Here is a 17,616-nt window from a genome sequence, read left to right as displayed (position 1 = left end):
AGTGAGTTACAGGAAATCTTCGCGTAGTAAGGAGGAAGAATGACTGCAGTAGCGCCTCGTCCAGATCATGGCGTTGTAGCGCCGGAACGGCCGCAGCCGTTCGGACATGAGCGTAAGGGCAGCTGGGCGTGGGAAATGCTGACCACGACCGACCACAAGAAGCTGGGCATTATGTACATCATTATGTCCTTCTCGTTCTTCTTTGTCGGCGGTCTGATGGCTCTGCTTATCCGTGCTGAGCTCTTCGCCCCAGGACTTCAGTTCCTTTCTAACGAGCAGTTCAACCAGATGTTCACCATGCACGGCACGGTGATGCTGCTTCTGTTCGGTACCCCGATTGTTTGGGGTTTTGCTAACTACATTCTGCCGCTTCAGATTGGTGCTCCGGACGTGGCTTTCCCGCGTCTGAACGCTTTCGGCTTCTGGCTGACCACTGTTGGTGGCATTCTGATGCTGTCGGGCTTCCTGACTCCGGGTGGTGCTGCTGACTTCGGTTGGACCATGTACTCTCCGCTGTCTGACCCGATTCACTCCCCGGGTGTCGGTTCTGACCTGTGGATTGTCGGTGTCGGTATCGGTGGTGTCGGTACCATCGCTTCCGCTATTAACATGACCACCACTGTCCTGTGCCTCCGCGCACCGGGCATGACCATGTTCCGTATGCCAATCTTCACCTGGAACATCCTGGTTACCTCGATTCTGGCTCTGCTGATTTTCCCGATTCTGACTGCAGCTGCTCTGGGTGTTCTGTACGACCGTAAGCTGGGCGGTCACATTTACGACCCGGCAAACGGTGGCGCCATGCTGTGGCAGCACCTGTTCTGGTTCTTCGGCCACCCAGAGGTCTACGTTCTGCTGTTGCCGTTCGTGGGCATCATTACTGAGGTTGTTCCGGTCTTCTCCCGTAAGCCGCTGTTCGGCTACGCAGGTATGGTCTTCGCAACCCTGTCTATTGCAGGTCTGTCCATGGCTGTGTGGGCGCACCACATGTTCGTGACCGGTGGCGTTCTGCTTCCGTTCTTCTCGTTCATGACCTTCCTGATTTCGGTCCCGACCGGTGTTAAGTTCATCAACTGGATGGGTACCATGTGGCGCGGCCACATGACCTTCGAGTCCCCGATGACCTTCGCTCTCGGCTTCATCGTGACCTTCCTGTTCGGTGGTCTGACCGGTATTATGCTGGCTTCCCCGCCGCTGGACTTCCACGTCTCCGACACCTACTTCGTCGTGGCACACTTCCACTACACCCTGTTCGGTACCTTGGTCTTCGCTTCCTACTCGGGCGTTTACTTCTGGTTCCCGAAGATGACTGGTCGTATGCTCGACGAGAAGCTGGCAAAGGTTCACTTCTGGCTGACTTTCATCGGCTTTAACCTGACCTTCCTGGTCCAGCACTGGCTGGGTAACGAGGGTATGCCGCGTCGTTACGCCGACTACCTCGAGACTGATGGTTTCACCACCCTGAACATGATCTCCACCGTTGGTGCGTTCATCCTGGGTCTGTCTGTTATCCCGTTTGTCTGGAACGTCTTCAAGTCCTGGCGCTACGGTGAGGTCGTCACTGTTGATGACCCGTGGGGTTACGGTAACTCTCTCGAGTGGGCTACCTCTTGCCCGCCGCCGCGCCACAACTTCACCTCGATGCCGCGCATCCGCTCGGAGCGCCCGGCGTTCGAGCTGCACTACCCGCACATGGTTGAGCGTCAGCGCGCAGAGGCCCACGTTGGTCGCCAGCTCTAAGAGCTAGTGGCTACATGGCTGATGCAACTCTGAGTTAATAACTACGCGAAGCTACGGCCCCATCACGGAGAACCGTGATGGGGCCGTAGTCTTGTCTTTGAAAGTCTTTCCTAGGGAAGGCGCAGTAAGGGGGGGGGGCGCAGGGAGCGCACCAAGGGAGCTGAAGGGGAGAGCAGCGGAGAGCAGGGGGGCGACAGCTAATGGCTGCGACTGGCCACCCTCCGAAGTGCGGAATCCCGCAATGCGATGAGCACTCTGCCGGGGCTTCATGCGATACTGGATTGGTGAATGAACAGGTAATTACCTCTCCCAGTCAGTCCGCAGATACCGATGCCTTGTCGGTTTCGTTAGCACCGGGACTAGCTCCGGTGCTTATTACCGCTGTTGGCCGAGACCGCCCGGGTGTCTCGGCATCCTTCTTCCGTGTGCTCGCGGCCCACGGAGTTCAGATTCTTGATGTGGAGCAGTCGGTGTTCCGCTCTAATTTGAGTCTCGGTGCGCTTGTTGGCGTCACAGAAGAGAAGGTCGGCGTTCTGCGTGAGGGGCTCATTGAAACACTGAAGCCTCACGGCATGACAGTCAGTTTCCAGCTTGATGCCCCGATTGAGCGCAGCGATGGATCTACCCACGCACTTGTCGTATTGGGTAATCCGGTCAATGCTGAGGATATTTCCCGTATCGGCCGTACTCTCGCAGATTACGGTGCAAACATCGATTCCATTCGCGGTATTGCCGACTACCCAGTTACTGGCCTGGAGCTGCTTGTCTCTATTCCGGACCCGAAGCCGGGTGCGGGCATTCCGCTGCGTAAGGCGCTGGCCGAGCTTGCACAGGACCAGGACATTGACATCGCAATTGAACGCGCAGGTTTGCAGCGCCGATCCAAGCGCTTGATTTGCTTCGATGTGGACTCCACTTTGATTACCGGTGAGGTCATTGAGATGCTGGCCGCCCACGCTGGTCGCGAGGCGGAGGTTGCAGCGGTTACAGAGCGTGCTATGCGCGGTGAACTGGACTTTGCTGAGTCATTGCACGAGCGAGTTAAGGCTCTGGCAGGCCTGCCGGTCAGCGTCCTTGAGGAAGTTACCAACTCCATCGAGCTGACCCCTGGCGCCCGCACTACGATCCGCACGCTGAAACGTCTCGGTTACAAGTGTGGTGCTGTCTCCGGTGGCTTTATCCAGATTCTGGAGCCACTGGCAAAGGATCTCGGTCTGGACTTTTACAAGGCCAATACCCTCGAGATTGAGGACGGAAAGCTGACCGGGCGCGTGGTCGGCGGTGTCGTTGATAGGCAGGAAAAGGCCCGCAGTCTTAAGGCGTTCGCCGCGGAGTCAGGGCTTCAGATGCACCAGACCGTCGCTGTCGGAGATGGCGCCAATGACATCGATATGTTGTCAGTCGCGGGCCTCGGTATTGCTTTCAACGCGAAGCCGGCGCTGAAGGAAATCGCTGACACGTCGGTCAACGTTCCATTCATGGACTCGATTCTGTTCATGTTGGGCATTTCCCGCGATGAAATCGACGATGCCGACCGCGAAGATGGCACCTTCCGCCGCGTGCCGTTGGAGCAGTAGTGCGACGCGAGGATCACAAGAATCTCGCTGTCACGGACGCATCATCGGTGCCGGAGTGGTTCCGCACTGCCCATAGCCTCCTGCCACAACCCGATAGGGAAGACCATGGCGAGGATGTGCCGTGGGCAATGGCTATTGTGCTTGAGGTTCCGAAGAAGGAACGCCCCTCGCGCACTGCGCTGCTCCGCGCCGCCGCGATGGCTGTTGTTGCTTGTTGCCTCGACGAGCGTGCAGGCGATGACACTTCGGCCTATCAACAAGGTCTGGTGTCTTGGTACGGTGCGCGCATCCGCAAGCTCACACGTCGCGCTCGCAATATCGGCTGGCAACGCGCTCAGCTTGCACCGGGTGTCACCGTGGACGTCGACGGCGCGCAAGCTCGCGCACTAGTGCCAACTCCTGTCGACGATACCTACCCGGAGATTGCCAAACTACAAATTTCCGGCACCGATTTGCCTTACGACGACCCGGAGACCACACCTCCCGACGACTCGGGCAACCATGGGAGAGCTGACACCTTTGCTCCGCCAGTGATTTGGGTGGACAAAAACCTGAATATGTCCGTTGGAAAGGTGGCCGCACAAGTTGGACACGGCTCAATGCTCTATGCGGCCAGCCTGTCGGTCGAGGAAGCGTGGGCGTGGGCGCAAAGTGGCTATGCGTTAGATGTTAAGGAAACACCCCGGGAGCAGTGGCCAGCGCCAGAGCTCCGCGCGGTTGAGGTTCAGGATGCCGGGTTTACTGAGATTGCACCCGGCTCAGTGACTGTCGCTGTGACTCCTGGGGCGGCAGCTTAAAGCTGAGCGCGTGCTGCCTCCATGGCCTTGAGGTCCTTCCGCAGAATCTTGCCCGTTGCTGACTTCGGGATTTCCTCCATGAATTCGACGACCCGCACCTTTTTGTACGGTGCGACGCGGTCGGCGACGTAGTCCATAATTTCGTCTTCAGTCACCTGCTTGCCTGCCTTGAGGACGACGTAAGCCTTTGGAATCTCCTCGCCGTCGGAGCGAATGACACCGCTGCAGGCGGCATCGGCAATACCCGGGTGGCTGAGCAGCACGGACTCGAGCTCAGCCGGCGGAACCTGGTAGCCCTTGTACTTAATCAGTTCCTTAAAGCGGTCGACGATGTACGCATTGCCGTGTTCGTCGAGTTCCGCAACGTCGCCGGTACGCAACCAACCGTCGACAAGCGTTTCTGCCGTAGCTTCTGGGTTGTTGAGGTAGCCCTTCATGACCTGCGGACCGTAAACCCACAGTTCGCCTGGCTTCGAGCGCCCCTGGGAGGGGACTGGAATCTCCTCGAAGCCGTCGGCCTCGAGGTCCACGATTTTGTATTGGGTATTCGGCACCGCGCGGCCGATGGAATCCAGCGGGCTATCGTGACCGATACGGATGTGGGCGGCGGGAGAGGACTCGGTCATGCCGTAGCCCTGAGCGACGACGCAGTCGAGGCGCTTTTCCACCTGTTCCGCGAGATCGAGCTGCAGGGATGCTGCGCCGGAGAAAACAGTCTCCAGGCTGGACAAATCGAAGGAATCGACAGCCGGGTGCTTAGCCAAGCCGACAGCAACAGGCGGTGCGATGAATGCGAACTTGACCTTGTGCTCAGCGATGATGGAGAGGAAGTCCAGGAGGTCGAACTTGCCCATGGTGTACTGAGTCGTGCGACGCCACAGGGACAGGTTCAGGAGTGCAGTCAGGCCGTAGATGTGGAAGAACGGCAGGATAGTGACGGCCGGGGTGTCCTCAGTCAGCGCGTTGACTGTGGCTCCGCCTGCCTGAGCGACGTTGGCCACCAGGTTGCGGTGGGTGAGCTGGACGCCCTTCGGCACACCGGTGGTTCCGGAGGAAAACGGAATCACGGCAACGTCATCGGGTGATACCTCGACGTCCGGGGCTGCGTGTCCCTCTGCAAGCAGCTCGCCCATGCCGTGGAGACCCGTCAGGCCGATAATCATCTCTTCCGGGAGACCAGCGGCCTCAGCGCCGTTAGCACCGGCCCAACCAATCGACGAAGTCGTTAGCATCATCTTGGCGTCAGAAATACGCAGCTGCTTTTCAACGTCCTCAGCAGTTGCCAGCGATGCAACCGTCGTGCAGACAGCCCCCGCGCGTAGGACACCGTGAAGAGCGACCGCGAAGGTTGTCGAGTTGGGGCAGTGGAGAGCCACAACGTCGCCCTTCTTAATCCCACGTGCTGCCAGCGCACCCGCAAACTTCTCAATGCTGGCCTTCAGATCACCGAAGGTGACCTCGGAGCCTGAGTCAACGATTGCAAGCTTGTCCTGGTGACGTGGCTCAATTTCTCCGAAGAGGAACTCAAAGAGTGAGGTCTCCGGGATGTCGATGTCGGGGAGGTTGCTGGAAAGGGGCATGCAGGAAATCGCCTTTCTAATCTCGTGCACGGCTGCCAAGTGTCCTGCTTCATTAGCTCGGGCACTGTAGCAGTGCTGTGTTTCACATCACAATAATGTATTGGATAGAAAAGCGTGGGATTTTTTCCAGAAACTATGCCTAATCCAGCGTCACCTCGTGAGCCCAGACAGCCCCCTCTGAATCAGCTTTGGGTCAGCCGCTGCAACGCTCCAGCCGCAATATCCAGGTTGGTCGTCCGCCAGAAGTCAGGCATCGACGCGGCAATCCAGGAACCATAGCGTGCAGTAGCCAACCGTGAATCCAGTACCGCAACAACCCCGCGGTCATCGACTTGGCGTAGCAGACGACCAGAACCCTGCGCCATCAGCAGCGCTGCATGTGTCGCTGAGACCTCCATAAAACCGTTTCGGCCAGCGGCATTAGCCGCATCGGAGCGCGCGGACAAAAGCGGGTCGTCGGGGCGGGGGAACGGGATGCGATCGATGATGACACACGATAGCGATGGGCCAGGAACATCGACGCCTTGCCACAGCGTCAGCGTGCCAAACAAGCATGTCTGCGGATTAGCTGCGAAGCGATCAACCAGAGCACCGATAGAGTCATCGCCTTGGCACAGCACGTCGTAAGGCAGGCGCTTGCGCATTTCCTCCGCCGCTGCCTCGGCGCCTCGGCGAGAAGAAAACAGCCCGAGCGTTCGCCCACCAGCGGCGCGGATGAGGCGCTCCATGATCGCGAACTGCTCCGGTGTGGCGCCGTCGCGTCCAGGTCGTGGCAGGTCGCGTGCGACGTAGAGGATGCCAGATTTCTGCGGGTCAAAGGGCGTGCCGACGTCCAAGCCATCCCACCCACCGGAGGGAAGCCCCCAAGCGGCGGCCATGGCATCGAACTTGCCGCCAAGAGCAAGTGTTGCTGAGGTCAAAACGACGGTGGATTCGCCGAAGAGGCGTTCGCGAAGCAGTGCTGCGATGGACAGGGGAGCGACATAAACTGTCTTGTTCTCGCCAAGCCATACGACATCGTCGCTACTGAACTCTAGAATTCGCACGACTGTGTCGTGCATATTCTCCACGGCAGCGCGGACGGTCTGGCGCTCAGTGTTGTCAGAGTCAGAACTCGAACCACCGGAGCCCGACCCGCCAGAGCTGCCTGAACTAGAGGTGCCTAGCGTGGTCTGTAGTTGCCACAGGCTATCGCGGAGCGAAGCTAGCGCCGCTCCAAGCTCACCGGGAATTTCTTCGAGTGCGCCGCTGTAGGCGTCGGCAAGCAATGCGACGGTCTCGCCGAGTAGATCCGTGGCATCGGTGACATCATCCACCTGCTCTGCGGCTCCGAATTTGCGGGCGCGCCGGGCCATCATGGTGATACCGGCAGGGGAGAGCTCGTCGGTGGCAACAGAGGTGATTCGACCGTCGAGCTCGTGAGCCTCGTCAATGACAACGCAGTCGTGCTGCGGCAAAATCATGGCGTCGGAGAGCGCATCGATGGCCAACAGTGCGTGATTGGTGACAACGATGTCAACGTTGGAGGCCTCGCGGCGGGCTTGTTCGGCGAAACACTCCTCGCCGAAAGGGCAGGAAATGGCACCGACGCATTCGCGAGCCGTGACGGAGACCTGCCGCCAGGCTTCGTTGGAAACGCCCTTGTCCAGGCTGTCGCGGTCGCCGGTGTCGGTGTCATTGGCCCACTCGCGTAGCCGCATGACCTCGGCAGCGGTTCGGCTGAGCTGCGCTTCGCTGAGGAGGGCAGTGGGGCCAACGGCGTCACCTGAGCTGGCCTGCTCGGATTCATCACCGTCCATGACGGGATCTTTGATGACATTTCCGACCTTGGACTTGCACAGGTAGTTCGAGCGGCCCTTGAGGATTGCGAAGGTTGGCGTGCGGGACAAGTGTGGCTCTAGCGAACTGACTAGCCGCGGCAAGTCGCGTTCGACCAGCTGGCGTTGCAGCGCAATGGTCGCCGTGGAAACGATTACAGACTCGTCGGACTCCATTGCTTGCACAATGGCAGGCACCAGGTAGGCCAGCGACTTACCCGTACCGGTGCCTGCCTGTACCGCTAGGTGCCGCTCGCGCGCAAAGGCGGAGGCCACCGACCGGGACATTTTGACCTGATTCGGTCGAGTCGTTCCGCCGAGTCCCTTCACTGCCGCATCGAGAAGAGCTTCGATGCTATCCGCGTTATGGACGCTGGCTCTCGGTGAAGCTAGCTCGTCAACATCGTCAAAGTCCTCAAAGTCGTCCGATAGCTCAGCAAAATCTGCGTGCCCGATACTGTCCGACACAGTTCCCCCGCCGCCTAAACGCCGTGAAAACGGACGGACAGTACCGGCTCGTCACGGGAAAGTGCAAGTCCCTCCCACGGGAGGCTGACCAGCGCTTTAACCAAGTGATCGCGGGACTCCTCCAAGGTCGGTAGACCATCGACGACCTCGCCATCGCGCATCATCGGAATGGTCAGATCGCGGTAGTGCAGGTTGCCCACATCCGGGATTTCTGAGCCGAGCGGGAAAGCGATTTCCTCCACGGCGGTACCGGAACGACGGCAGGTACGAATAGCCGCCTTCACGCCACCGTGGCTTCGCTTGTCCAACGAGCGCTTGGCGACGGGCACCCCATCAACTTCGACCATCTTGTAGACCAGGCCCGCAGTCGGTGCGCCGGAGCCAGTGACTACAGAGGTGCCCACGCCGTAGACATCGACCGGCTCTGCCCTCAGCGCCGCAATGGCGAACTCGTCGAGGTCAGAGGACACTACGATGTTGGTGTTGTGCGCCCCCAGCGAGTCGAGCTGCTGACGCACCTGGCGAGCGAGAACTCCGAGGTCGCCGGAGTCAATACGTACACCGCCGAGTTCCGGACCCGCGACCTCAATAGCCGTATTGACGCCCTCGGTGATGTCGTAGGTATCCACCAACAAAGTGGTGTCGGTTCCCAGTGTGTCAATCTGAGCCTTGAAGGCCGCAGCCTCGTTCGTCGTGCCATCTGGGTTGGTGTGCAACAGAGTCCACGCGTGCGCAGCGGTACCGGAAGCTGGGATGTTGTACCGTGCCGCTGCCTCCAAGTTGGAGGTGGCGCTAAAACCTGCCAGGTAGGCGGCACGGGCAGCAGTCACAGCTGCTTCTTCATGAGTGCGACGCGAACCCATTTCAATAATCGGGCGCCCACCGGCAGCCGTGACCATTCGGGTTGCTGCCGAGGCGATGGCGGAGTCCGCATTGAGAATGGAGAGAATAACAGTCTCCAAAATGACGCACTCGGCGAAGGTGCCTCGCACCGTCAAAATGGGCGAGGCGGGGAAGTAGAGCTCTCCCTCGCGGTAGCCGTCGACTTGGCCACTGAAGGAATAGTTACGCAGGTAATCCAGCGTCCTGTCATCGAGGAAGTCCAGCGAAGCCAGCTGTTCCTCGGTGAAGCGGAAGTTGCGGATAGCATCCAACACACGCGCTGTACCAGCGACAACGCCATAGCGACGCTCATTCGGCAGGCGACGGCCAAACACCTCGAAGGCGACCTGGCGCTCGCCGGATCCGTCGGCAAGCGATGCCTGCAGCATCGTCAGCTCGTACTTATCGGTGAGAAGGGCGGTGGAGGAATGCTTATCAATCACGGTCAATAGTCTAGTCGGCTGAAGCGGGCCGGGGCAGTCGGTTCCGGCGAGCGCGCGCCACTCCGTACTATCCTGGTGCCTATGAGCATGCCAGCAGCAACACCGATGCCCACTATGGATGCCGATGTCGTGACGGAATCGAACCGACCCTGGCAGTGCATTGTGTGGGATGACCAGGTTAATTCGATGAGTTATGTCACCTACGTGTTTCAGATGCTCTTCGGCATGGACCGAAAGAAGGCGCACGCGCTAATGATGACGGTTCACACGGAGGGCAAGGCAATCGTGTCTTCCGGTGAGCGTGACAAGGTGGAGGCCGATGTGAAGAAGCTCCACAAGGCAGGCTTGTGGGCAACAATGGAGCAGGCTGACTAAGCCGATATTCGACAGCGGGAGAGAATTTACATGCGTCCTTGGAAGCGCAAGCGATCCCTTCTCGGCGGTGGCGTCAAGTACGTCACGGCTTTTGAAGGCACGGAGCGGGATTTGCTGCTGAATCTGGCTGCTACTGTGGCGGACTCGCTGATGGAGCGAGCCCGGTCGGCGCCGAAGGATGAGCTCGCGGAAATGACGGGAATGCCTGTCGGACACTCCGAAGCCCCATCCGATCCGAAGCTTGCGCGACTGTTGCCGGACTTCACCAAGCCGGGTGAGGAGAGCGTGGAGGGGGAAAACGCTTTCATGCGCCAGCTGCATGAATCGGAGATTGTAGAGAGCAAGCTCCATTCCCTGCGTGCGATTATCGATGCCCTGGAGCCCGCCGAGTCGGGGCAGGTATCCATTTCGGAAAGTGATGCCCATGCCTGGGTAGCGGGTATCAATGACTTACGTATTTACCTGCATGTTTCCATGGAGAACCTCAATGGCTCCATCGAACAGATTGAGCAGACCGACGCGATGTACCAGTGGCTGTCCTACAACCAAGAGTCACTGTTGGACCAGCTCATGGGTGAGTAGCGAATCCGAGCAAAACCCCGAAAAGATGCAGTAATCAACTGAGGTTAGCTGCCATGAACTGTGGTGAAAGGTGCCGTGGTCGACAATGAATTCTGAGATCTTCGCAATCAGCCCCACCGACATTCGACACCAAGCCAGCAGTGCTGCGCTGGGCACGAGCATCGACATCGGCGCAGGCTGTCTCGACTCCATCGACGGCATCTCCATCGGCCATGCTGCTGAGGGGGATACCGGAGTCACCGTCATCGCCGCTCCAGGCGGCGCTGTCGGCGCTGTCGATGTCCGCGGCGGCGGTCCGGGCACCCGCGAGACCGACCTGCTCGCACCGGAGAATACGGTCGAACGCGCCCACGCTGTCGTTTTGGCTGGCGGCTCCGCGTACGGCCTCGCAGCTGCCGACGGAGTTATGCGTGAACTGCGCGACCGCGGCATTGGCTTTGAGGTCACCCCAACTCGTCCGGATATCCTCGTGCCCATCGTTCCCGGTGCTGTCATCTTCGACTTGCTGTTGGGGGAGCCGACGCTGCCCACCGCTGCGCTAGGGCGCGAGGCGTTGTCTCACGCGCTTGACGACGTCCCGGAGGACACTCCCTCCGGCACAGTAGGTGCCGGTGTCGGCGCTATGGCTGGGGCAATCAAGGGTGGTTTTGGACAAGCCCGTGTGACCTCCGCCGATGGTAAGTACTTTGTGGCTGCCGCAATGGTGGTGAACTCCTTTGGTGCGGTCATTGACCCGGAGGGACACCTTTACGGAATGCCGGCGGCTGCCGGTGCCAGCAAGGAGGCATTGGCCCAGCTGGACCAGGTTTTCGTCGGTAGAACCAAGATTCTCGCCGATGCGGCTGGCGACGGGGAATCGTCGGCAAGCACGCGAAACACAACGATTGGCACGTTGATAACCAATGCGCCGGTGACAACTGCGCAGTTGAAGCGGTTGGCGATGTGCGGTCATGATGGGCTGGCACGAGCGATTCGGCCGGCCCATGCGCCGATGGACGGTGACACGCTGTTTGCCCTCAGCTCGGCCGAGGCGGCGGATAGCGGAAACGCTGAACCCGTGGGCTCGGATGTGGTGGCCCTGTTGGCTGCGATGGCGGCCGATGCGGTGCAGATGGCTATTGTCGATGCCGTGATGAGTGCAACGGGACGCGCGGAAGTAGCCGCGCTGTCAGAGATGCTGGACAAGTAGTGAAGGAAGTTCGCCAATGAATCCGCAATGGAGCTCGGGACAACAGCAGAATTACCAGAACTATGCGCAGTACCCGATGGGCGGTCCCGTGCAGACGCGGCGGAATAATCAGATTGTTCCACAGGATCGCGACGGCGGGCTCGGGGCGGCCATCAGTACGGCTATTGGGTACCTGGCACTTATCTGGACGGTCTTTCTTGTCAACGAATTCATCTTTGGTGGGGCGCTGAACAACTTCGGTGTGCGCCCACGCGAAACCTCGACGCTGTGGGGAATTTTGACCGCACCGCTGCTGCACGCAGATTACGGGCACATTGTGGCGAACTCTCTGCCCGGGGCGTTGTTCGCCGGTTTGATTGCAATGTCGTCGAAGCGGCTATTTTGGCAGGTCACACTCTTGATTACGGTCGTTGGTGGCGGTCTGACATGGCTGGTCGGCGGTGTAAATACCGTCCACATCGGTGCGTCCGGCCTGATTTACGGCTGGCTGGCGTTTTTGGTGGTACGCGGTTTCGTGAATCGTCGGGTGATGCAGATTATTTTGGGCGTAATTCTGGCATCGATGTATTCGGGTCTTATCTGGGGAGTGCTGCCAACACAGATGGCTGTTAGTTGGCAGATGCACCTCTTCGGCGGGCTTGCGGGCATCTGGGCTGCGGTGATGTTTAAGCGTGGTCGTGCGCGTGGCTAAGAGTGCACGTGGTTAAGAGCCCGAGGTACGTGGCATCAGCTCCTGGCGGAATCGGCCTAGAATAGGAGCTTCGGTGTTTGACCAACGATATGAGGAGTCCAGATAGCGGTGGGAGCAGGAGCAGAAACTCAGGTAGTCAATCAGCTGACAGCGCAGGATAGCGGCTTCCCCGACCGAACAGCGCCGATTGGCATCTTCGACTCCGGCGTCGGTGGGCTGACAGTGGCACGTGCCATCATGGATCAGCTTCCGCACGAGTCGATTATGTACATCGGCGATACTGCCAACGGCCCTTACGGCCCGTTGCGCATCGCCGAGGTTCGTCAGCACGCGGAAGCGATTGCCGATGAACTGGTTGCACGCGGCTGCAAGATGATTGTCATTGCCTGCAACACTGCTTCGGCCGCATTTTTGCGTGATGCCCGCGAGCGCTACCCAGTCCCAGTAGTCGAGGTTATTCTGCCTGCTGTGCGCCGTGCGGTCTCGACCACCAGGAACGGAAAAGTCGGCGTAATCGGTACCTCCGCCACAATTCGCTCTCGTGCCTACCAAGATCTCTTTGATGCAGTGCCCGGCGTGGATGTCTCCGCGGTCGACTGCCCGCGATTCGTGGACTTTGTCGAGCGAGGAATCACCTCTGGTCGCCAGATTCTCGGACTTGCAGAGGGCTACCTCGCGCCATTGCAGGCCGATGGTGTAGACACCCTCGTTCTGGGCTGCACCCATTATCCGCTGCTGTCTGGTGTGATTCAGCTGGCTATGGGGGAGGACGTCGCCCTAGTGTCGTCGGCGGAGGAGACGTCGAAGGATGTTCTGCGCATCCTCACAAAGACCGACATGCTCGCTGACCCGGAGAGTAATCCGAACCCTGTGCGCACATTCGAATCCACTGGAGATCCGCAAGTTTTTGCATCCCTGGCAAAGCGCTTCCTTGGGCCGGGTATTAGCCAGGTCACTATGCATTCCCAAATGTGACCTTTCTTATTAAATCCAGACACTCCATTGGTTTTTTGCTCGTTTTTGATCAATTACATGGCAAGCTTGAAGTATGCGATTGAAGGTTCTGGGATGTACAGGCAGCATGGGTGGCCCATCGGCGCCAGCATCTGGCTACCTCATTGAGCTGGATAACGGTCGAACCTTTGTCATTGATTTGGGTCCCGGTGTCCTCGCCGAATTGCAGAAGATCTCTGATCCTGCAGCTTGTGATTTGTTACTAACTCATGTGCACCCAGACCACACTGCAGACATTCCAGGGCTGCTCGTCTGGCGTCGCTTCCACCCGACAGCCCCGGCGAGTTCCCGGAATCTCCTGGTTGGCCCCGGAGACATTCACGACCGGATAGGCACCATGTGCAAAGCACTGGGAAGTGAAGAAGATGCCAACCTGGAAGACACTTTTGACCAGGTTGTGAGTAACCCAGGTGAGCCACTGTTAGTCGGTGGGGGCGAAGCGGACGGAGGCGCCGTCGTCACGCCGTATAACATGGTCCACCCGGTGCCAGCTGTTGGATATCGCATTGAAGCAGATGGTCTGACCATTGCGTACACCGGAGATACTGCGTGGACCGATGAATTGGTGGAGCTGGCGCGGGATGCGGATATCTTCATCTGTGAAGCCACATGGTGCAGCAACGAAGAGGGCACCCCACCGGACATGCACCTGACAGGCTTTGAGGCCGGAAAGGCAGCGACGCTGGCGGGGGTTAAGAAGCTGGTGCTGACTCACATTCCGCCATACGCCGACGGTGAAGAAGCACTACGTGCTGCGAAGAGTACCTTTGCCGGTGACGTTGAATTGGCCTACCTGGGCATGGAGCTAGGCGGCTAGTCACAGCGACTATCGGGTTTCCGTACAGCTGTCGCACCGCTTCCGCGCCGGGCGGTAGGGTAGTTGGCATGACTACAGCTAATTCCGATTTTCGCCGTGCCGATGGACGCGCGGTTGATGAAATGCGCAAGGTGACCATCACTCGCGGCTTCACCGACAATCCGGCCGGTTCTGTGCTGGTTACTTTCGGTAATACGCGTGTAATGTGCACCGCTTCCGTCGAACAGTCGGTGCCACGATTCAAGCGTGACTCCGGCGAGGGCTGGTTGACCGCTGAGTACTCCATGCTGCCGGCCTCTACCCACGAGCGCATGCCCCGCGAGTCAATGCGCGGCAAGGTCAAGGGTCGCACTCACGAGATTTCCCGTCTGATCGGTCGCTCCTTGCGAGCTGCTATCGACTTGAAGGAACTCGGTGAGAACACCATCAACATCGACTGTGATGTTCTGCAGGCGGATGGTGGTACCCGAACCGCTTCCATCACCGGTGCGTACGTCGCGCTGGCTGATGCCCTGACCTACCTGCATGCAGCGGGTGCAGTTCCGGGCACCCCGCTGAAGGCACCAGTCGCAGCTGTTTCGGTTGGCATTATTGATGGCCGTGTCTGCCTGGATCTGCCTTACGAGGAGGACTCTCGCGCTGAGGTCGACCTCAACGTGGTGATGACCGCAGAGGGTAAGTTCGTCGAAATCCAGGGCACTGGCGAGGAAGGCACCTTTGACCGAGGTCAGCTGAATGACATGCTCGACTCGGCGGAAAAGGGTCTGCGTGAGCTCGTTGCCCTGCAGCAGGAAGTTCTGCGTGCGCCGTACCCGGGTGAGCTGCCGTGAAGCTCCTCGTCGCTACCCGAAATTCTAAAAAACTAGTCGAGCTCGACCGCATCCTGCGTGCGGCGGGTATTGATTCGGTGGAACTTCTTTCGCTTAGCGACGTCCCGGAGTACCCAGAGCGCCCCGAAACCGGTCGCACTTTTGCGGACAACGCCTACATCAAGGCTTTCGATGGTGCGACACACACCGGCTACGCGTGCTTGGCAGACGATTCGGGGCTCAGCGTCGATGAGCTAAACGGCATGCCGGGTGTGCTCTCGGCGCGCTGGTCCGGCACTCACGGCGACGATGTCGCTAACTACGAGCTGCTGCTCGCCCAGATGGGGGACTGCCCAGATGAGCGTCGTACGGCGTCCTTCCGTACCGCCTGCGCGTTGGTCGTCCCCGGTGTCAAGGAGGTGCCGTCCGCGCTTGCCGACGGCGGTTTCCCAGCCGTCCTCGATGAAGCCGGTAATCTGCTGCTGGTTGTAGAGGGCCGCTGGCCTGGCGCCATTCTGCGCGAGCCTGTTGGGGACAATGGGTTCGGCTACGATCCGGTGTTCGCGCCCGCAGTTGGGGAGGGCAACGAAGCTGAGGGGGCCTTGTCTGCGGCACAAATGAGCGCCGAAGACAAGGACGCTTTTAGCCACAGGGGGCGTGCACTGCGTGCCTTGACTCCGGCGCTGAAAATTCTGGCTGAGGTTGAGGCTAAGGGGTAGCCCTCGGGCTGCCGAGAGCCCGCTACTTCAGCTGGAAAGCGGTCTCGACTTCCTCACGACGCTTCTTCTCGACGAAGAAGGAGAGGAACGGGACCACGCCACCGAGCGCGGTGATAATCCACTTTGCTGGTTCCCAGCGGGCCTTGGTACCCAGGTTTACGGTGGCAATGAGGAATGCCATGTAGCCGAAGCCGTGAATCTGGGCGGTGTAGAAGAACCACCGCGGCGCGTCGGCGGAGTTGTCGAGGATGAGGTACTTGTAAATCATCTCGGCACACAGCAAGAGCAGCATCACACCCGTGAAGTAGGCGGTGACGGAGAAGTACGTCAGTGCCTTCCTTACGCGCTCTTGACGATCTGGATTGATGTTGGTCACTAAAAGTCCTTTTCTCGAATAAGCAGTTATCGCCTAGGCGTTGGTGCCAGAATCCGTCGATTGTGTCTCATCCACACGCTGCACCTTTCGCGAGCCATCTGGGTTGGTCGGCAGGAATTCGTCTGGAATTTCCGTCATGACATCGTCTTTAGCCTCAAATGCGGCCTCGCTATTGCCGCTCAGGCGTTCGCGTTCGTACTCCATGTATTTGCGGTAGGCCCAAATAAAGAACAGGCCGAAAGCTGGCCACTGCAGTGCGTAGCCCAGGTTTTGGAATGAGCTGGTTGTGTTCCACCTGCTGAGCTGCCAGTAGGCGAGTGCAAGAGTGGCGCCGACTGCAAGAGCCAAGAAGATTAGTTGCACCACGCGGGTACGAGTGGGAATCTTCGCTGGCTTGTCAGTGGTATTGGAATGCTGTGAAGTGGACACATAACCACCATAGCTAGTCCGTGACCTGCCAAGCTAGCGCGCTCGCTGGATAGGCAGGGGATGGGACATTAGGAAATCTGCGGCAAACCCGTTAAAGTGTGTACAGTCCAAATGAGCTGTGAAAGTTCGTTGTGCCTGTAGGTGGCTAATAGGTAGTCCATGCTTACGGGGACTGTACGTAACTGTCACGGATTCGCGACGGGCGCCTGTGGCGGAATTGGCAGACGCGCTGGATTTAGGTTCCAGTGCCTTAGGGCGTGGGAGTTCAAGTCTCCCCAGGCGCACACATAAATACCCCGTGACTATGCAGGTCACGGGGTGTTTTCGTTCTCCAGCCCGCCAGATTTTTCGCCCTCATTACGCTGCGTGCCCAAAATCTGCCCCATTTCCCGCCCGAAGCTATTCCAAGGTCGCTAGTCTCCCGTGCACGGTGTAGAACCATGACTATGAAAATTGTTGTCTGCGTCGTTTATCCCCGCTATCCGGATAACACTGAACCTCTCGGCGGGTTCGTCGAGTCCGAGGAGACCGCCCGCAAGATAGACGACTGGTGGCGTGCACAACCTGGCGACATGATTGGTACCTGGGAAGATTTCGAGGTCGAGGTCGAAAGCCGCGACCAACTCCTCTATGGAGTATTCACCGGCACCCCCACTCTCGAAATCACCGATAGCAACTTCTGGGACCCTATCTGTTACGGGGTGTACACCGACCGCAAGGTGGCTGAACACGCAGCTAAGCCGGAGACAATGTGGGAGGCCAACAACTGCCCTCCTAAGTTTGTGCTTCCGTTCCGCCTGGGCTGGAAGTTTGACCGGTATTTCCCCGATGGAAAACCCTGGCCGCCAGACCGGTCGTAGACCTGCGACAGTTTTCGCATCGATAAGGGGAACGCAAGACGGGGCAGCCGCACAGCGCGCGTGAGTACCATTCTGGGAAACCTCTGTCCGCTCATTCCACTGCGTAGGGCAATCGAATCTGTCGATACAATGACGCTGATCGAATCGTATCTTGAATCGTAAGGTGGAAGCAGGGAGGCAACATGAGCATCTCGATGCATCTGGATGAGTACATGGCGCGTCGTGGCATAGTTCCCGACGACACTGTGGTCAACGATGATCCCTGCGCAATCTTCGACGGCAAGGTCGAGCGCGATGGTAAGTCGCAGCAGGACCTTGAAGAGTCAGAGCGGCGCTTAGAAGAAGCGGAGTCCACAATTCTGGATATGCTAGGCGATTAATCGAGGAAAGATTGAGCGTTCTCGGCGCCCATTGACACGCATTCCGGGTGTGATGTTCATCACCGATTGGG

Annotated in this window: 18 protein-coding genes and 1 tRNA gene; 14 read left to right on the top strand and 5 right to left on the bottom strand. The window is 58.9% G+C overall.

The annotated features are described in order from the left end of the window. Positions 1-39: 39 nt before the first annotated feature. From ctaD to HMPREF2920_RS01225, 3 genes are all read left to right on the top strand, one after another. The gene (ctaD, locus tag HMPREF2920_RS01235) at positions 40-1,740 is read left to right on the top strand and encodes an aa3-type cytochrome oxidase subunit I (RefSeq protein WP_048732989.1); all 1,701 of its coding nucleotides are present in this window, start codon (positions 40-42) and stop codon (positions 1,738-1,740) included. 284 nt (positions 1,741-2,024) lie between these two features. Next, complete coding sequence (gene serB / locus HMPREF2920_RS01230) at positions 2,025-3,317, top strand: phosphoserine phosphatase SerB (RefSeq protein WP_070601161.1); 1,293 nt, start codon at positions 2,025-2,027, stop codon at positions 3,315-3,317. Then, the gene (locus HMPREF2920_RS01225; protein ID WP_070601159.1) at positions 3,317-4,114 is read left to right on the top strand and encodes an aminoacyl-tRNA hydrolase; all 798 of its coding nucleotides are present in this window, start codon (positions 3,317-3,319) and stop codon (positions 4,112-4,114) included. The genes serB and HMPREF2920_RS01225 overlap by 1 nt, the downstream gene beginning before the upstream one ends. Here HMPREF2920_RS01225 and HMPREF2920_RS01220 read toward each other — a convergent pair. From HMPREF2920_RS01220 to HMPREF2920_RS01210, 3 genes are all read right to left on the bottom strand, one after another. Next, positions 4,111-5,694, bottom strand: a complete 1,584-nt coding sequence (locus tag HMPREF2920_RS01220; RefSeq protein WP_070601158.1) for an AMP-binding protein — start codon at positions 5,692-5,694, stop codon at positions 4,111-4,113. The two genes, HMPREF2920_RS01225 and HMPREF2920_RS01220, sit on opposite strands and share 4 nt — an antisense overlap. Positions 5,695-5,876: 182 nt before the next feature. Then, on the bottom strand, positions 5,877-7,865 hold the full coding sequence (locus HMPREF2920_RS01215) for an ATP-dependent DNA helicase (RefSeq protein WP_172954634.1): 1,989 nt from the start codon (positions 7,863-7,865) through the stop codon (positions 5,877-5,879). A gap of 128 nt (positions 7,866-7,993) precedes the next feature. Next, on the bottom strand, positions 7,994-9,304 hold the full coding sequence (locus HMPREF2920_RS01210) for a nicotinate phosphoribosyltransferase (protein WP_016422259.1): 1,311 nt from the start codon (positions 9,302-9,304) through the stop codon (positions 7,994-7,996). Between the two features lie 81 nt (positions 9,305-9,385). Between HMPREF2920_RS01210 and clpS the strand changes: the two genes are divergently transcribed. From clpS to HMPREF2920_RS01170, 8 genes are all read left to right on the top strand, one after another. Continuing rightward, positions 9,386-9,679 (top strand): ATP-dependent Clp protease adapter ClpS, encoded by a 294-nt coding sequence (clpS, locus tag HMPREF2920_RS01205; RefSeq protein WP_005511165.1) that lies wholly within the window; start codon positions 9,386-9,388, stop codon positions 9,677-9,679. 30 nt (positions 9,680-9,709) lie between these two features. Further along, positions 9,710-10,261, top strand: a complete 552-nt coding sequence (locus HMPREF2920_RS01200) for a DUF2017 domain-containing protein (protein WP_070546264.1) — start codon at positions 9,710-9,712, stop codon at positions 10,259-10,261. Between the two features lie 85 nt (positions 10,262-10,346). Continuing rightward, positions 10,347-11,450: a P1 family peptidase gene (locus tag HMPREF2920_RS01195; RefSeq protein WP_070601156.1), complete on the top strand. Its 1,104-nt coding sequence runs from the start codon at positions 10,347-10,349 to the stop codon at positions 11,448-11,450. 16 nt (positions 11,451-11,466) lie between these two features. Continuing rightward, entirely contained in the window at positions 11,467-12,141 is a 675-nt protein-coding gene (locus tag HMPREF2920_RS01190; RefSeq protein WP_016422263.1) for a rhomboid family intramembrane serine protease, read from the top strand. 108 nt (positions 12,142-12,249) lie between these two features. Further along, complete coding sequence (gene murI, locus HMPREF2920_RS01185) at positions 12,250-13,116, top strand: glutamate racemase (protein ID WP_370546129.1); 867 nt, start codon at positions 12,250-12,252, stop codon at positions 13,114-13,116. 73 nt (positions 13,117-13,189) lie between these two features. Beyond that, positions 13,190-13,972 carry an MBL fold metallo-hydrolase gene (locus HMPREF2920_RS01180; RefSeq protein ID WP_042388494.1) on the top strand — a complete coding sequence of 261 codons (783 nt, stop codon included), beginning with the start codon at positions 13,190-13,192 and terminating at the stop codon, positions 13,970-13,972. 68 nt (positions 13,973-14,040) lie between these two features. Continuing rightward, complete coding sequence (gene rph, locus HMPREF2920_RS01175; protein WP_049193334.1) at positions 14,041-14,802, top strand: ribonuclease PH; 762 nt, start codon at positions 14,041-14,043, stop codon at positions 14,800-14,802. Further along, positions 14,799-15,500 carry a non-canonical purine NTP pyrophosphatase gene (locus tag HMPREF2920_RS01170; RefSeq protein WP_016422267.1) on the top strand — a complete coding sequence of 234 codons (702 nt, stop codon included), beginning with the start codon at positions 14,799-14,801 and terminating at the stop codon, positions 15,498-15,500. Before rph ends, HMPREF2920_RS01170 begins: the two co-directional genes overlap by 4 nt. A gap of 22 nt (positions 15,501-15,522) precedes the next feature. Here HMPREF2920_RS01170 and HMPREF2920_RS01165 read toward each other — a convergent pair whose 3' ends face one another. Together HMPREF2920_RS01165 and HMPREF2920_RS01160 are read right to left on the bottom strand one after the other, a co-directional pair. After that, complete coding sequence (locus HMPREF2920_RS01165) at positions 15,523-15,876, bottom strand: DUF3817 domain-containing protein (RefSeq protein WP_005511118.1); 354 nt, start codon at positions 15,874-15,876, stop codon at positions 15,523-15,525. Positions 15,877-15,909: 33 nt separating this feature from the next. Beyond that, positions 15,910-16,305 (bottom strand): hypothetical protein, encoded by a 396-nt coding sequence (locus HMPREF2920_RS01160; RefSeq protein ID WP_016422268.1) that lies wholly within the window; start codon positions 16,303-16,305, stop codon positions 15,910-15,912. Positions 16,306-16,507: 202 nt separating this feature from the next. On the opposite strand from HMPREF2920_RS01160, the gene HMPREF2920_RS01155 reads away from it, so the two are divergent. The 3 genes from HMPREF2920_RS01155 (at position 16,508) to HMPREF2920_RS01145 (ending at position 17,545) form a co-directional block, all read left to right on the top strand. Further along, a tRNA-Leu gene (locus HMPREF2920_RS01155) sits at positions 16,508-16,589 on the top strand. Positions 16,590-16,745: 156 nt separating this feature from the next. Then, positions 16,746-17,165, top strand: a complete 420-nt coding sequence (locus HMPREF2920_RS01150) for a hypothetical protein (RefSeq protein ID WP_070601287.1) — start codon at positions 16,746-16,748, stop codon at positions 17,163-17,165. 182 nt (positions 17,166-17,347) lie between these two features. Then, complete coding sequence (locus HMPREF2920_RS01145) at positions 17,348-17,545, top strand: hypothetical protein (RefSeq protein WP_016422270.1); 198 nt, start codon at positions 17,348-17,350, stop codon at positions 17,543-17,545. Positions 17,546-17,616: the final 71 nt, after the last annotated feature.

It is taken from the genome of Corynebacterium sp. HMSC075F02 (assembly GCF_001838335.1).
GTDB classification, from domain to species: Bacteria; Actinomycetota; Actinomycetes; order Mycobacteriales; family Mycobacteriaceae; genus Corynebacterium; species Corynebacterium jeikeium_D.
The sequence above is the reverse complement of the archived record's forward strand: the minus strand, read 5'-3'. Positions and strand labels throughout refer to the sequence as shown.

What these genes read in the sequence shown, in the direction of transcription:
- ctaD (WP_048732989.1), top strand. Translation starts at nt 40, where the DNA reads ATGACTGCAGTAGCGCCTCGTCCAGATCATGGCGTTGTAGCGCCGGAA.
- HMPREF2920_RS01220 (WP_070601158.1), bottom strand. Translation starts at nt 5,694, where the DNA reads ATGCCCCTTTCCAGCAACCTCCCCGACATCGACATCCCGGAGACCTCA.
- clpS (WP_005511165.1), top strand. Translation starts at nt 9,386, where the DNA reads ATGAGCATGCCAGCAGCAACACCGATGCCCACTATGGATGCCGATGTC.
- HMPREF2920_RS01200 (WP_070546264.1), top strand. Translation starts at nt 9,710, where the DNA reads ATGCGTCCTTGGAAGCGCAAGCGATCCCTTCTCGGCGGTGGCGTCAAG.
- HMPREF2920_RS01195 (WP_070601156.1), top strand. Translation starts at nt 10,347, where the DNA reads ATGAATTCTGAGATCTTCGCAATCAGCCCCACCGACATTCGACACCAA.
- HMPREF2920_RS01190 (WP_016422263.1), top strand. Translation starts at nt 11,467, where the DNA reads ATGAATCCGCAATGGAGCTCGGGACAACAGCAGAATTACCAGAACTAT.
- HMPREF2920_RS01180 (WP_042388494.1), top strand. Translation starts at nt 13,190, where the DNA reads ATGCGATTGAAGGTTCTGGGATGTACAGGCAGCATGGGTGGCCCATCG.
- rph (WP_049193334.1), top strand. Translation starts at nt 14,041, where the DNA reads ATGACTACAGCTAATTCCGATTTTCGCCGTGCCGATGGACGCGCGGTT.
- HMPREF2920_RS01150 (WP_070601287.1), top strand. Translation starts at nt 16,746, where the DNA reads ATGACTATGAAAATTGTTGTCTGCGTCGTTTATCCCCGCTATCCGGAT.
- HMPREF2920_RS01145 (WP_016422270.1), top strand. Translation starts at nt 17,348, where the DNA reads ATGAGCATCTCGATGCATCTGGATGAGTACATGGCGCGTCGTGGCATA.